Raw genomic sequence first — 13923 nt, forward strand, 5'->3', positions numbered from 1 at the left:
ATGACAGACAGGCTTGCAGGCAAGACGGCGCTCGTCACCGGCGCAGCGCTCGGCATCGGCAAGGCGATCGCGCTGCGTTTCGCCCAAGCCGGCGCGCGCGTCGCCCTTGTCGACATCGATGACAAGGCCCTCGCGCAGACCTGCGAGGAAATTGCGACACTCGGCGGCGAGGCATGGCCGATCCTCGCCGATGCGACCGATCCGGCATCGGTGGAACAGGGCGTAGACCTCGCTCTCTCCCGCCTCGGCAACGTTCAGGTGCTGGTGAACAACGTCGGCGGCGGTAAGGCGGGGCGTATCTGGGAGCTATCCGTCGAGGACTGGGACCGGATCATGGCGCTCAATCTGCGCTCGATGTTCCTGTTTACCCGAACTCTCGTCCCGCAGATGATCGCGCAAAAATCCGGGCGCATCATCTGTCTTTCGTCCGGTGCCCGCAACGGCACCGTCTGGAATGCCTATTATCGCGGCGCCTGCGCCTACTCCACGGCAAAGGCGGGCGTCACCGGGTTCGTACGCGATCTTGCCATCGAACTGGCGGACCATGCGATTACCGTCAACGCGATTGCCCCCGGCCCCATCGATACCGAACTGGCCGGCCCGTACCTGCGCGCGATGGAGACCCCAGACATGCCGCTCTCGCCCTGCCGGATGACGCCGCTCGGCCGCCTCGGCACCCCGCGCGAGGTCGCCGACGCCGCCCTGTACCTTGCGGGAGACGATGCCGCCTACGTTACCGGGACCGTACTCGACGTGACCGGCGGCCGCTAAAGCCCTAACCTTCAAAGGACACGCCATGAACGCCACAGCCGCCACTTTGTCCGATCACGAATACCCTGCCGGTATCCGTCCTGTCGGCATCGCGCTGATCGGATGCGGTCGCATTTCCACGCCGCACCTCAAGGCCATCGTCAACCAGCCCGGCTTTGGACGGCTCATTGCCGTCGTCGACAGCGATCTTGCCCGCGCACAAAGCGTCGGCGAGGCGTTCGGTGCGCCGCATCGACTGGCGACGCTCGAAGAAGCGCTGGCACTGGACGACGTCGAGGCCGTGGTGCTGTGCACGCCCAACGAACTGCACGCGGAACAAGTGTACGCCGCGCTTTCGGCAGGTCGCCATGTGCTGGTCGAAAAGCCTTTCGCCGAGACCGTGGCGGAAGCCGAGCGCAACGCAACGCTTGCTGACGAGACCGGCCTTGTCCTGGCCGCAGGACACACCTTTCGCCATGTCGAGGCAGTTCGCACGTTGCAGGACCGGATGCCTGAGTTCGGTCGCTTGCGCGCAGTGAGCATTTCGATGTGCGTGTTCTGGGACGGGCCACAGGCGCCCTGGTGGGCGACACGCACGGCCCGAGACGGCCTGATCCTGTCGCTGTTCGCACCGCATGCGCTGGATTTCCTGCACCTCGTCGTCGGCGAGGTTGATCCGGTGAGCGTCCACGTCGAGGCCGTCCGTCATCAGTCGGGCTGGCAGGGCGAGGATGAGGCGATGATCCTGTTGCGCTATCCCGGCGATATCCTCGCCTCGATCCATGTCTCGTACAACCAGCGCCACACGATCAACCGCAAGACCGTCCATTTCGAGAATGCCACCGTCTGCCTCGATAACGGTGATGAGCTGTGGATCGACGGACAGCCGGAGGTGGTGCCGCAGCGGATGCCGAAAACCGACGAGGCGCTGCTGGGCGACGGCATTACGCACTACTTCGCAACGCAGCTACGCGAGTTCGCGCTGGCGGTTCGCGGAGCGCCCAACCGCTCCGTTCTGCACCCCATGGCGCTGCGCCTCACCCGTCTCAACCGCCTCATCGTCGATCTGGCCGCGCGCGGCTGACACAGACCTCATCTTGAAAGCGCCCCCGCCATGACTGCCAGTACCAGTATGCCTGCCACCCATACCTTTGACGAAGACCACTATGCCTTCGGATCGAAAGGCTACGCCTGGCTGGTCTGCCTTCTGCTCAGCGGCTTGCAGATCGTCAGCAACATGGAGCGCCAGATCATCAATCTGGTGGTGGAGCCGCTGCGTCGCGATTTCCATATTCAGGACGTGCAGGTCAGCGTGTTGCAAGGTATCGCCTTTGCGCTGTTCTATGCCGTTGTGGCCGTTCCGATCGGCTGGCTGGCCGACCGCTGGCGCCGCGACCGGATCATCATCGCCGGGATGGCGCTGTGGGCGCTGTGTACACTGGGCTGCATGATCGCGCGCTCGTTCGAGATGCTGTTCGTGGCCCGCCTGCTGATCGGGCTGGCCGACGCCTCGCTGGTGCCGGCCTCGATGTCGCTGCTGGGCGATTACTTCCCCCGTGCGCGCCTCGCGGGCCCTGTCGGCATCCTGACCGGCGCGACGTTTCTGGGCAGTGGCATGGCTTTGACTTTCGGGGGACTGTTGCTGGCCATCCTGCCGGTCGATCGGGATGTGGCGTTGCCTCTGTTCGGCTCTATCCACGGCTGGCAGCTTGCTTTTGGCATCATGTGCCTGATCGGAATCGCCTTCACGCTGGCCCTCCTGGCGATCCGGGAGCCCGTGCGCCGCGATCGTTCAGCCGTTGCGGGCACGGCCAACCATTCCGCAAGCTTTCGCGACGTCATCGCCTTTCTGATCCGGCAGCGGCGCTCGCTGGGCAGCCTGCTGACCGGCCTGATCCTGTTAGGAACCTACCAGTACGGCTTCTCCGCCTGGGCCGTTACCATGTTCATCCGCGTCCATGGATGGAGCGCCACCCGCATCGGCTTCATCTATGGCCTCTATCTGATGATCCTGGGCCCCACCGCCAGTGCTCTGGGTGGACGGATCTGCGACTGGCTGCGTGCGCGGGGACGAGCCGATGCCAATTATCTCGTTCCGCTGGGGGGCGTCATCGCCCTGCTGCCGCTGACCGTAACGTTCTCGCTGGCGCACTCGGGCACCACCGCTGCCGTGCTGCTCGGCTTCGTCTCGTTCGCCTCGATCATCTGCTTCGGCCCGGCGATGGCGGCGATCCCTGACACGGTACCCAGCACCATGCGGGCCCAGACGGTCGCCATCACGATGCTGCTCTCCACGCTTGTGGGCGGCGGTGGCGGTCCCTGGCTGATCGCTATGTTCACGCAGAACATCTTCGCGAATACCGCAGCCATTGGTTGGTCCATGGCCGTCTGTGCAGGTCTTTTGCTGCTGCCCACTGCGATCTTCTTCTACAGCGGCGCACGCACAGCGCGGCGGCAGGAGACCTAACAAAGGTTTGCGCGATACTGGCTAACATCATCGACTGGAAGTTTTCAACCACTCAAGCGTTGGAAGCACGCCCGCAGCCTCATCACCGTCGCCGCGCTCGTCCCCCTTCATGCCAAGCACGAACTGTTCGCGAATCTCAAGCGAGCACGCTAGAAGCGCGTGACCGAGGCAGAGCCTGGCGTCCTTGTCACGCACCTCGCATTCTACGCCGGGTTCCCCGCCGCCACACTTGCCACAGACCGGAGGTGAAGAGTGCAAACCATCCAGTTCAGCGGCTTGGCCGATGCGCCGCAAGCCCATCGCCGGATGGAAACAGGTGCCAGCTTCGACAAGATCATCCTACAGGCACGGTAGGCCGATTCTGATGGAGAGGAGCATGCATGTCGGCTGGTGCTTCCCAAGAAACGCGAAATTTCTCCGGGCCGAACTCGCACATCATGTATCTCTGCAAAGCCGAACGCAATATGCGGACCGTCCACAACCAAGGATCGAAAATCGGCGATTGAACGGCAAGAAGGGGGCGTCTCCACTTCCAATGACGACCGCTTACGCAGACTTGAAGCCCTGTGCCTAAATGCGATGTAGAACGCCTCCTGGAAACCGGATTGGCTATTACCATCGCATCACGCTCCGCTTCCACTCCTGAAAAGGAAGGCACGATCATAACTTCGCTTTGCAGAAGGTTCAGCAGATCGTTTAAGGGCTGATCGTCAGGATTTTTGAACCGCAATGAATTATCGCCATTCCTTCCACGCCGGCAATAGCGCCGATGTCGTCAAACACAGCCTCCTCATCGCCTTGGTACGGGCCTTGCAGCAAAAGCCGGGCGCACTGACTTTAATCGATACCCACGCCGGCTGCGGGCTTTACGACCTCGGCGGTGACGAAGCTCAACGCACCGGCGAGGCCACGCAGGGCGTTCTGCGGGCCTTTGTCGACCCGAGCCGGTTGCTGGACGACTACCGCACCGCCGTGCAGGCGGTGAATAGGGGGACGAACCCCGCCTGTACCCCGGCTCGCCGCAATTTCTGACGCAGCTCCTGCGTCCGCAGGACGCACTAGTCCTCAACGAAAAGCACCCCGACGATGCCTATACCTTGCGGGGCGTGATGCGCGGCACCGGCGCGGCCATACATGAACGCGACGCCTATGAACTATGGCTGGCCATGGTGCCGCCCCGGACACCTCGCGGCATGGTTGTGGTCGACCCGCCTTATGAGCAGACGGACGAACGTGCGCGCATCACCGCTACCCTTGCTGCCGCCTACCGCAAATGGGCGCATGGCGTGACAGTGATCTGGTATCCGCTGAAAGACAGCACTACGCACCAGCGGTGGAAGGCGCAGTTACGCAAGCTCGGCATCCCGAAATTTCTGGTGGTGGAACATTGGCTGTACGACAGCGAGCAGCCCGGCATCTATAACGGCGCGGGCCTCTTCATTGTCAATCCGCCCTATGCTTTCACGCAGACACTGCCGCCACTGCTGGAGGCTTTGCGCGCGGCGTTAGCCCCCGAAGGGCATAACGGCGAGATTATATGCGATTGGTTGGGCGACTGACATGCGCCTTATTCCCCCTTTTCCAAAAGGGCAATTGCCGGGCGTTGAAGGACTCGTCTGCACCGGCAATCAGGCTGCGTTCGCCGCATGCCTCAAGGAGATGGACGCGTATCAGGCGACGAGCATGAATGACAAGAGCTCGGTTGATTTTCAGCCTGCCAAATGTGCACTCGATGCAATTGCTCTGATGATAGAGCGGTTGTGCTCTGGTCTGCGCCCCACGGTTGGCGGCCCTATCGGCAGCAGCCCTTTCAGGACGCTCAATTCCACCCCGGTAAGATCGCCACAATCTCAGAGCTATCCAAAAATATAACCTTAAATCAATATCTTCTCGATATGCCGATAGATCAAGGCGATAGCTGGAAACGAACCATCATCAGTCTGCCACGGTGATGGGAACTTCAACCGGCGCAACGCTGTCAGCAAAAATCCTACTGCCATCTTCGAATTCGATCATGACTTCGCTGTCTCGAAAGCGCATGACACGCTGAGCCTTTTACCCAACAGCATCGCTGTTGCCCATTGGCTCTCTTCTTCCAGTGTCAGGCATCAAGGCTAACAGCCTTGGAGGCATGTTGCCAACCTATGCCACCATAAATTCGTCCACGCCGCCTGGCATTATGGCAATGTGAACGCTCACGACCGGGACTGAGCCTCGGCTTGGGGGTAATTCGCTGATTTTCGCGGTGGAGCCCTGCTTGCGACGATACTCCCCGCCACGACGGAATGATAGTCCTACCCGCCCTGCCACCCCAATTGGCGGCTGAGATCGCGGCATAGATCACCCAATTCGGCGATCCCCATGCTTGCCTTGCGATGACCGCCACGATCAGGCTGGAGCACGGTGGCCGTCAGCGGAATACGCCCCTGAAGATCGAAGATCGGGTATGCCGTTGCCCGAAGGCCCGGAACCATATTGCCATCCACATAACCGAAACCACGCTCGCGCACCTTGTCGCACAGCGCGGCCACATCCGGTCTGTCGCCTTCCAGTTTTTCGAGTTCCAGCGCCAGCATTGCTGCTGTTTCTGCTTCAGGCATATAGGCCAGGAACACATGGCCGGTCGCCGACCCCAAGAGAGGCAGGACCGTACCGACATGGAACGAGGTCATGACCGGCGGGCGCCCCATGATCCAGCGCACGATGGTAGGGCCCAGCGGCCCCAGGGCGGCCATCTGCACGGTCATGCCCGTGCGCTGCGAGAATTCGCCGATAGCGGCATCGGCAAGACGGTAGGCATCCAGCCGGGCCAAAGTGGTCAGCCCCAGCGACAACCCGGCCGGACCCAGATCATAGCGCCCGGAATCGGGCAACTGCTGCACCATCCCTTCGGCTATCAGGCTCTGGAGGTAACGATGGACCTGGGGCGCCGGCATATCGCAAGCCTGTGCCAGAACCCCCAGCGGCGTCGCGCTTCCAAGACCGGCCAGAACCTTGAGAATCCGCAAGCCGATCTCGACCGACTGGATGCCCCGGCGACGCGGCTCGGCAGCCTCCTGCCCTCCCTTGGTGTCATTATCCGTCGACAAATCCCTGCATCCTCATGCCTGTTTGCAGGCCATCATAACGACTGCCGTCCCATGTTCGTCAAGTTATGGACATCGCGGCCTACGGGCCGCTCCACAGTCCCGTTTCGGCGCCACTCAGTGGAACACCCTAAATTATCCATCTGCAAATATATTTGACATAGGTCAACAAATGCCTCAATCCTCGCTCGTCTAACACGGCGCGCCGAATGGTGCCCATTTCACCGGGTAGAGGACGATGACAGGCATGATTCCCCGCACCGAGACCGCTATCGAGGGCTGGCACATCGGCTCCTTCCAGATCCGTATCGCCGCGCTGTGTACCCTCGTGGCGATGCTCGACGGGTTCGATACCCAGTCGATCGCCTATGTCGCCCCGCGCATCGCCGAGGACTGGGGCCTTGGCATGTCGGCCTTCGGGCCGATCTTCGGGATCGGCCTGCTAGGACTGACCATCGGCGCCTTCGTCATGAGCCCACTTGCGGATCGCTTCGGCCGCAAGATCGTGCTGCTGGGATCGGTGCTGATGTTTGGCCTATTCGCGCTGGCGACGGCGGCAGCGGATTCCATGACGCATCTTCTCGTCCTGCGCCTGCTGACCGGCATCGGCCTTGGCGGTGCCATGCCCAATATCATCGCGCTTACCAACGAGTACGCCCCGGCTCGCTCGAAGGCGACGATGGTGACGGTGATGTTCTGCGGCTTTCCCCTGGGCTCGACGCTGGGCGGCCTGATTGCGGCACCGATGATCGGGGCCTATGGCTGGCACTCGGTCTTTGTGCTGGGCGGCATCCTTCCCTTGCTGGTTTTGCCAGTGCTGGCCTTCGGAATTCCGGAATCGATCCGCTTTCTTGCGACACGCTCCAACAAGGAGGCGCAGATCGCCCGCATTCTGTCGAAGATCGACCCCGAGGCTTCCGCCGCTGCGTTCATCGCCAATGCACGATCCGAAGCACGCAACACGACGACGGGTTTTCCAGTGCTCGAACTGTTCCGCCATGGTCGCGCACGCCGCACCGCTCTGGTTTGGACGGCATTCTTCATGAATCTGCTGGTCATGTACTTCCTCGTCAACTGGTTGCCTTCGCTGCTGAAAGCCGAAGGGCTGCCGCTGCGCACGGCCATCCTCTCGACCGCCCTCCTCAACCTCGGCGGTGCAGTGGGCGGTGTCATTCTGGGCCGCCTGATCGACCGCATGAACCCGTATATCGTCCTGGGTTCGACGTACCTGTTCTCCGCACTGTGCGTCGCAGGAATCGCTTATGCCGGAACAAGCGCGGCGCTGGTCTTTGCCGCCTCGGCAGCCTGCGGCTTCGGCGTTTCAGGTGCGCAGATCGGCCTCAATGCGGTGACAGCGGAAAGCTACCCCACCGCTATCCGTTCCACCGGGATCGGCTGGGCCCTTGGCGTCGGCCGGGTGGGATCGATCCTTGGCCCGCTGCTGGGCGGCATGCTTCTGGGAGCAGGCTGGTCCGCGCAGATGATCATCCTGTTCGCCGTGGCACCTGCTCTCGTTTCCGCAGCAGCGGTGTTCTCGCTACGACGCATCTGACCTTGGTTCCCAATACGGGGCGCAACCGGCACGGCACTGTCAAAAGCCGTACTGGCAGCTACCCAAGTACAGGCACAGGACGACAAACCTGCACGGAACAATAACGACTGCATCAAGCCCGCCGAAGGCCATCGTCATCGTCCCGGATATGCCGATGCCCTCCGCCAGTATTGCAGGGGCGAAGTACTGGTCTCCAACGATCTTGACCGCTTCCAGTTCTGATTTTGGGCAGGGGAGCCGTTGCTCCCCTGCCCGATCGGGCCCTGGTATCAGGGCCTCCATGCAAAAACGGGCGAGGCTGCGAGGCCCCGCCCTTTTCTTTTCATCTGCCTTTGTTCGGCCAGTCCATGCCAAAGCCCGTGCGGCACTTGGGCGTGGACCGATCCGGATGCGTCGGCGTCCATCTCGAAGGCCCTGCATCACCCCGCGTCGGGTTGGACCTCCGGCCGTGAAGACGCGAATGCCTCGATCTCGAAGCAGGCTGCCTCGATGGCGGCGAGGCGTGGCAAGCGCGTTGCGTAATCGACGCCAAAGCGCCGGGCGTTTGCCAACTGCGGCACCAGACACAGGTCGGCCAATGTGACCGTATCGCCTGCACTGAATCGCCCCGCGCATGAGGCGATCAGCGTGTCGTAGGCCGCGAGACCTTCCTCGATGGTGATCTGCGCCCAGCGCTCCACTCCCGCATCGTCCACGCCGAAGCCCTTCAGTCTTGCCAGGATCTTCAGGTTCTGCACCGGATGGATGTCGCAGGCGATAACCTGTGCCAGCGCGCGGATGCGAGCCTTCGCAAAGGCATCGCCAGGCAGAAGCGGCGGCTCCGGCCATAGTTCGTCAAGATATTCGCAAATCGCCAGCGACTGGGTGAGGAGATGGCCCTCACCCAGCTCCAGTGCAGGAACGAGGCCTTGCGGATTGAGCGCCAGATAGTCCGGCGCGCGCTGCTCGCCGTTGCGCAGCACGTACCAGGCCTCGTCATGCGCAACGCCTTTCAGCGCCAGCGCGATCCGCACCCGGTACGATGCCGTCGAGCGATGAAAGCCGTGAAGCTTCATGGCGTCCTCAGAACGCCTTCGGCCCGACCGTGACGGCGCAGTCCTCCAGACTGTCGATCGACACGGTAACGACATCGCCAGTCACGACCGCGCCAACGCCTGCGGGCGTGCCGGTGTAGATCAGATCCCCCGCCTCAAGGCGATAGAAGCGCGAGACATAGGCAATCACCTCCGGCACGCTCCAGATCAGATCGGCAAGATCCGCGTCCTGCTTGACCTCGCCATTGACCGTCAGCGCGATCCGCCCCGTCGCGGGTGGCCCAGCGTTTCAGCGGGGGCGATCAACCCCAGCGGCGAGGACTGCTCGACATTCTTGCCGGTGTCCCAGGGCGCCCCTTATCGCGCGCCTCGAACTGCAGATCACGACGCGTCATGTCGAGACCCGTGGCATAGCCGAACACATGGCTCAGCGCATCGTCCTGCGCAATCGCCGCACCGCCCGCACCGATCGCCACGACCAGTTCGGCTTCGTAATGGAAATTGGCGGTCTCGGTGGGATAGGCAATCGTGCTGCCGGCAGGCACGACGGTTTCGGCCCACTTGGTGAAGAAGAACGGTGCCTCACGCTCGGGGTCCTTGCCCATCTCACGGGCATGCGCGGCATAGTTACGACCGATGCAGAACAGGCGGCGCACGGGAAAGTCACGTCCGTCCGTGGTCTTGGCAAGCACTGGCGGTTGGGGTTCGAAAATCGCGGTCACGCACATTTCTCCTTATAGAGTCCGAGTTTCTGCTGGGCGACCTTGTCGGAGAAGCCGAACAGGACGAGATCCTGCCGCGCCTCCAGTCGCAATTCCTCCCACGACGGGACAACGAAGATGTCGCGATGGCCAAGCGCGATCTCACGCTCGCCCACCCGTGCGGTACCTTCCCCCGCAACCACGACGAAAACCGTGCCGTCGGTCGCGCGGCGCGGGATGAAGTGAACCCGGCGGGCAACAGGCGAACATGGGCGGAAATCGTATCCATGATCGCCCCGCCATCGGCAGGGTTGAGAAATTCCAATGCATGCCCGAGATGCGGGTCGATCGTCGCACTCGCCGCCATGGCATCCAGCGCCGGGCGCCACTGTGCATACGGGTAGTGGAACAGCGGCTGGTGCGCAGGGCGATAGTCCGCCACATGCCCACGCATCGGGCGCATGTTGTGGCCATAGGTGGCGATGCTCGCCCCCGGCGGCGCAGTTTCCGGGTGGACCTTTTCGCCCAGGTGCTCGGCAAAACTGGCATCGAAATGGCGCACCGTCGGAATATCGAGGCCATCGAGCCAGATCATCGGCGTATCGGTGGGATTGCCGTGATCGTGCCATTCCCACCCCGGCGTCAGCACCAGATCGAACGGGTTCATCACGGCCTTTTCGCCCCCCACCGAGGTGAAAGCGCCCGAGCCTTCGATGACAAAACGCAATGCACATTGCGTGTGGCGATGCGAAGGGGCGATCTCTCCCGGCAGGATCAGCTGCAACCCGGCGTAAAGGCTCGGCGTGATCGCAGACAACCCTTCAAGCCCCGGATTTTCCAGGATCAGCACACGTCGTTCGGCCTGTTCCGCGCTGATGATGTCTCCGGCTCGCAGCAGGTAGCTGCGCGCATCATCATAATTCCAGCGATGGCTGACAGCCGGAGAGCGCGGCTGAGGCAGCACCAATTGCGAGAGCAGTTCCCACAACGGCGTTAGGTGGCTGGGCGCCATCTCCTCATAGAGCTCTTCCAGCTGCGCGCGCTGGTCGTTGACCAGTGTCATGGCGTGTCCTTTCCCAAACGCTGCGTTGGCTGAAATTTAGTATAGTGAAATTCATTTCGCAATGGATAATTTTCTGAGCCGTCGGGCTCGAAGGGCAATCGCCGGGTCCAGCAGCGCAATGCGAAGGACGAACTATCGGGTACGGCGTGGTTTCGGCTTAACCTGTGGGGTCGCGCCCACGCCAGGAATGGGACCGAATGTGGTTTCATCCGGAAGTGTCCGCCTTCACCATTCGGCACACAAACTTCAACATTGCATGAAGCAATGGCATGGCTCTGGAAGAGGATAGTGCTGTGGGCGTGATTGAGAAGAATATCGCCGCTGAAGAGATTCAGACGGCTACCGGATCGATGGACAAGGATGATCTCCCCCTACCGATCATCGACCTGTCGATGATGCATAAAATTGGATCTGAACGGGAAATGTTCATAAAGCATCTCCGAAACGTCCTTCATCATCATGGATTCTTCTATCTATCCGGGCATGGCGTTGCCCCCGATCTCATTCGCGAGACGGTTTATGCAGCAAAAACCTTCTTCTCCTTGCCGCTGGAGGCCAAGCTGGAAATCGATATCGTCCGGTCCCCGCATTTTCGGGGTTATACGAGAGCAGGTGGGGAAATTACCGGCGGCACACAGGATTGGCGGGAGCAGGTCGATTTCGATCGCGAAGAACCGCTTCAGACAATCGAGGCGGACACGCCCCGGTGGAAGCGCACGCTCGGCCCCAACCAGTGGCCTGCTGCGATGCCGGCGCTGCGCGCGACGATCTTGCGCTACCAGAATGAAGTGACCCGCGTGGCCATCGACGTGCTCAAGGCGATTGCGCTGGCCCTTGGACAAGCGGAGGATTTCTTCGAGGACCTCTATGCTCAGGGGCCGCGGCAACACCTCAAGATCATACGGTATCCCGGTCGCGATCTTGCCGGGTCGGATCAGGGCGTCGGCGCGCACAAGGACGGCGGGCTGATCACCATCCTGCTCCAGCGGGAGCGCGCGGGGCTACGGGTCCAGACGCATGAGGGCAGTTGGGTGGAGGTTCCCCCGTGCCCGGTACGTTCATCGTCAATACCGGCGAACTGCTGGAACTGGCGACAGACGGCTTTGTCCGCGCCGATATCCATGCGGCGATGACCCCGCCTGCCGGTACGGCACGATCCTCGATCGCGTTCTTTCTGGGCGCCAATCTGGAAAGTACGGTGCCCCTGATCGACCTCCCGCCAAATCTTCGCAAGGTGCAGCGCGGTGTCAGTGCGGACCCGTCAAATCCGCTGTTTCGGGACGTTGGCGTCAATCATCTGAAAGCGCGGATCCGGTCGCATCCGGATGTTGCCAAGGCACATTATCCCGATCTGGTCTGAAATTGCTCTCAGTCCGGTTCTTCGCATGAAGCGGCGCACGGCCTCCACGCCGTTTCATGCGAACGACTGTTATCGGCGTGAACAGATTATCGCATAGCGTCAGAGAGCGCCGCGCGGCACAAGTATGCTGCCCAAGTTCGCCAATCATAAGGGAGCCGTTTTCCGACATGGATGTTCTGGACCCGCAAGAAGTGCACGACAGTCCTGACCCTGCCCGGCCCGAGCCCAGCCAGGACGCGGCAGTTTTGCTGGAGCAGATCGAACAGGCCTGTCGGCATCTGAAGATGGCGCAGTCCACCTTCGGGCGCCTCGCGGTCAATGACGGAAAGCTCGTCACCCGGCTCCAGCAAGGAGGACGCGTGACCCTGACGACGGTGGAACGGGTTCACCGCTTCATCGAGGCGCAGGGCGGCTCTCCGATGGATACGTTGCGCTCGGCCATACGCGGTCTCAACGTGGCAGCGGCAGCGCCGGATTTCCGGTTTTTCGACAACCGACAGAAGTATCTGATGTTCGTCAACACGACCTCGGAAAAGCGGTTGATTGCCGATCGCGCGCTCCGGGTCATGGAGGAAACGCAGCCCCAGTCCCCTGCCCTTCGGGTGATGGATGCCGGCGCGGGAGACGGAACCGCGCTTGCCCGTATCATGCGCGGCATGCACCGGCGGCATCCTCATGCGCCCTTCTATGTCGTGGCCAAAGAGATCAGCATGGAGAACGTCCGGCTGATCCTGGAAAAGATGGCCGATCGTTTGCAGGAGCATCCTGCAACCGTACTGGTCATCACCAACCTCAAATTCTCCGAAGCCTTGCGCATGAAACCGCATCCGCCCTCTGCGGCGAGCAGCATGATCTGGCATGAGCAGGCGCTCGACGGCAATTCGGCAGGCGATTTCGAAGAACAGATTGCCGAGCTCGACCCATGGCTTGCGCAATACTGGTCGGCCAGGATCAGCACTGGCAGTGGCAATCCGGTATACCGCACGCCGATGGTGCTGGTGCTTTACCGGCGCGATCACCGTTTCGCACTGGAACCGCTGCTGCCAAGGCGCGGCGTTGCGCGTGCGGATTTCGATTTTATCCTCGCATCGCACCCTTATCGCGCGCGTGCGTCGCTGGACTTTAAGGCGGGCGACGTCATGACTTCCCTTGTACGCGGGCTACGCGCCAACGGGCGCTTGCTGGGCGTTCAGGCTTACGGCCGGGACGATGCGATGGAACTCGTGCAGCGGATATGGCCCGGCGAGAACCCTTTCATGGCGGGCCGCGAGGATATTCTTGCCAGAGTCGAACAGAACCTTGGCGCCTCGGCGCAGGATTTTGAATTCCACCACCAGCCAGACGAAGAGGCCGTCTTCACATATTCCCTGCGCGCCATGCTCACCGAACTCGACCCGCACGTGCCGATGGGAGGCTCCACGATCCTCGCCGCGTGGAATGCCGCCACATATATGGCCCAGATCGAGGACGACCGGCTGGCACAGGCGATGACAACCGATGGCTATCGCCAGTCCACGCGCGAAATCCTGCTCAAGCATCAGGGCCTTGCGTTTCGTAACGAGACGTTCGTCATTTCCCGTCGCGCCACCTGGTGACAGCGCGCACTCGCGCTGTCTGTGCAACCTTCAGACCACGACCTTGAAGCCGGACTGGTTATGGTGGAGGCGCAACTTCCCGTGGGCGACACTATCGATCCAGCTTGCGCTTCTCGCCAGTCCTCCGAACATGCAAAGCTGTATGGACACCGGACCGAACCTTTCGCTGACGTCGGCCTGGGCCAGACGCTGGAGCATCGTATCGGGGCAGGTTTCCTCCAGCATGCGCGCGATGGACGCACCGCCGCTGACAAGGCTGCGGATGGAGTGCCCGGTGCCGGCCGCCTGTGCGGCGCGCATCAATGTGCGAACGGG

The 13923-nt window shown here is 61.9% G+C and carries 12 protein-coding genes and 2 pseudogenes; 8 read left to right on the forward strand and 6 right to left on the reverse strand.

Going from position 1 to position 13923, the window contains the following annotated elements; genetic code table 11:
• The 5 genes and pseudogenes from CI805_RS20045 to CI805_RS20065 all read left to right on the forward strand — a co-directional run bounded on the left by CI805_RS20045 (position 1) and on the right by CI805_RS20065 (position 5089).
• Positions 1 to 771 carry an SDR family NAD(P)-dependent oxidoreductase gene (locus CI805_RS20045; protein ID WP_260928540.1) on the forward strand — a complete coding sequence of 257 codons (771 nt, stop codon included), beginning with the start codon at positions 1 to 3 and terminating at the stop codon, positions 769 to 771.
• Between the two features lie 25 nt (positions 772 to 796).
• A complete protein-coding gene (locus tag CI805_RS20050; protein WP_260928542.1) occupies positions 797 to 1834 on the forward strand; it encodes a Gfo/Idh/MocA family protein in 1038 nt (345 codons plus the stop codon).
• 30 nt (positions 1835 to 1864) lie between these two features.
• A complete protein-coding gene (locus CI805_RS20055) occupies positions 1865 to 3217 on the forward strand; it encodes an MFS transporter (protein WP_260928544.1) in 1353 nt (450 codons plus the stop codon).
• 729 nt (positions 3218 to 3946) lie between these two features.
• Positions 3947 to 4776 (forward strand): annotated as a pseudogene (locus CI805_RS20060) (23S rRNA (adenine(2030)-N(6))-methyltransferase RlmJ).
• Between the two features lies 1 nt (position 4777).
• Complete coding sequence (locus CI805_RS20065; protein ID WP_260928545.1) at positions 4778 to 5089, forward strand: hypothetical protein; 312 nt, start codon at positions 4778 to 4780, stop codon at positions 5087 to 5089.
• A gap of 422 nt (positions 5090 to 5511) precedes the next feature.
• Here CI805_RS20065 and CI805_RS20070 read toward each other — a convergent pair whose 3' ends face one another.
• On the reverse strand, positions 5512 to 6306 hold the full coding sequence (locus CI805_RS20070) for an IclR family transcriptional regulator (RefSeq protein ID WP_260928547.1): 795 nt from the start codon (positions 6304 to 6306) through the stop codon (positions 5512 to 5514).
• 244 nt (positions 6307 to 6550) lie between these two features.
• On the opposite strand from CI805_RS20070, the gene CI805_RS20075 reads away from it, so the two are divergent.
• Positions 6551 to 7855 carry an MFS transporter gene (locus CI805_RS20075; RefSeq protein WP_260928550.1) on the forward strand — a complete coding sequence of 435 codons (1305 nt, stop codon included), beginning with the start codon at positions 6551 to 6553 and terminating at the stop codon, positions 7853 to 7855.
• A 419-nt stretch (positions 7856 to 8274) separates the two neighbouring features.
• Here CI805_RS20075 and maiA read toward each other — a convergent pair whose 3' ends face one another.
• Genes maiA through CI805_RS20090 form a run of 4 tightly spaced genes read right to left on the reverse strand, consistent with a single transcriptional unit; the run spans position 8275 to position 10653 of the window.
• Entirely contained in the window at positions 8275 to 8910 is a 636-nt protein-coding gene (gene maiA, locus CI805_RS20080; protein ID WP_260928554.1) for a maleylacetoacetate isomerase, read from the reverse strand.
• 7 nt (positions 8911 to 8917) lie between these two features.
• Positions 8918 to 9151, reverse strand: a complete 234-nt coding sequence (locus CI805_RS21010) for a fumarylacetoacetate hydrolase family protein (protein ID WP_313958608.1) — start codon at positions 9149 to 9151, stop codon at positions 8918 to 8920.
• 40 nt (positions 9152 to 9191) lie between these two features.
• A complete protein-coding gene (locus CI805_RS21015) occupies positions 9192 to 9545 on the reverse strand; it encodes a fumarylacetoacetate hydrolase family protein (protein WP_313958569.1) in 354 nt (117 codons plus the stop codon).
• Between the two features lie 7 nt (positions 9546 to 9552).
• A complete protein-coding gene (locus CI805_RS20090) occupies positions 9553 to 10653 on the reverse strand; it encodes a cupin domain-containing protein (protein WP_260928556.1) in 1101 nt (366 codons plus the stop codon).
• A gap of 350 nt (positions 10654 to 11003) precedes the next feature.
• Here CI805_RS20090 and CI805_RS20095 point away from each other — a divergent pair.
• Positions 11004 to 12013: pseudogene (locus CI805_RS20095) on the forward strand (isopenicillin N synthase family dioxygenase).
• A gap of 56 nt (positions 12014 to 12069) precedes the next feature.
• Positions 12070 to 13608, forward strand: a complete 1539-nt coding sequence (locus CI805_RS20105; RefSeq protein WP_260928562.1) for a hypothetical protein — start codon at positions 12070 to 12072, stop codon at positions 13606 to 13608.
• A 30-nt stretch (positions 13609 to 13638) separates the two neighbouring features.
• Here the strand turns inward: CI805_RS20105 and CI805_RS20110 are convergent, their stop codons facing one another.
• Entirely contained in the window at positions 13639 to 13908 is a 270-nt protein-coding gene (locus CI805_RS20110; protein ID WP_260928564.1) for a hypothetical protein, read from the reverse strand.
• Positions 13909 to 13923: the final 15 nt, after the last annotated feature.

This window comes from Novosphingobium sp. 9 (genome assembly GCF_025340265.1).
Lineage (GTDB): Bacteria > Pseudomonadota > Alphaproteobacteria > Sphingomonadales > Sphingomonadaceae > Novosphingobium.

Bases quoted from the DNA above. Each gene is read 5' to 3' on its own strand.
- CI805_RS20045 (WP_260928540.1), top strand. From the start codon at position 1: ATGACAGACAGGCTTGCAGGCAAGACGGCGCTCGTCACCGGCGCAGCG.
- CI805_RS20050 (WP_260928542.1), top strand. From the start codon at position 797: ATGAACGCCACAGCCGCCACTTTGTCCGATCACGAATACCCTGCCGGT.
- CI805_RS20055 (WP_260928544.1), top strand. From the start codon at position 1,865: ATGACTGCCAGTACCAGTATGCCTGCCACCCATACCTTTGACGAAGAC.
- CI805_RS20065 (WP_260928545.1), top strand. From the start codon at position 4,778: ATGCGCCTTATTCCCCCTTTTCCAAAAGGGCAATTGCCGGGCGTTGAA.
- CI805_RS20075 (WP_260928550.1), top strand. From the start codon at position 6,551: ATGATTCCCCGCACCGAGACCGCTATCGAGGGCTGGCACATCGGCTCC.
- maiA (WP_260928554.1), bottom strand. From the start codon at position 8,910: ATGAAGCTTCACGGCTTTCATCGCTCGACGGCATCGTACCGGGTGCGG.
- CI805_RS20090 (WP_260928556.1), bottom strand. From the start codon at position 10,653: ATGACACTGGTCAACGACCAGCGCGCGCAGCTGGAAGAGCTCTATGAG.
- CI805_RS20105 (WP_260928562.1), top strand. From the start codon at position 12,070: ATGCGAACGACTGTTATCGGCGTGAACAGATTATCGCATAGCGTCAGA.
- CI805_RS20110 (WP_260928564.1), bottom strand. From the start codon at position 13,908: ATGCGCGCCGCACAGGCGGCCGGCACCGGGCACTCCATCCGCAGCCTT.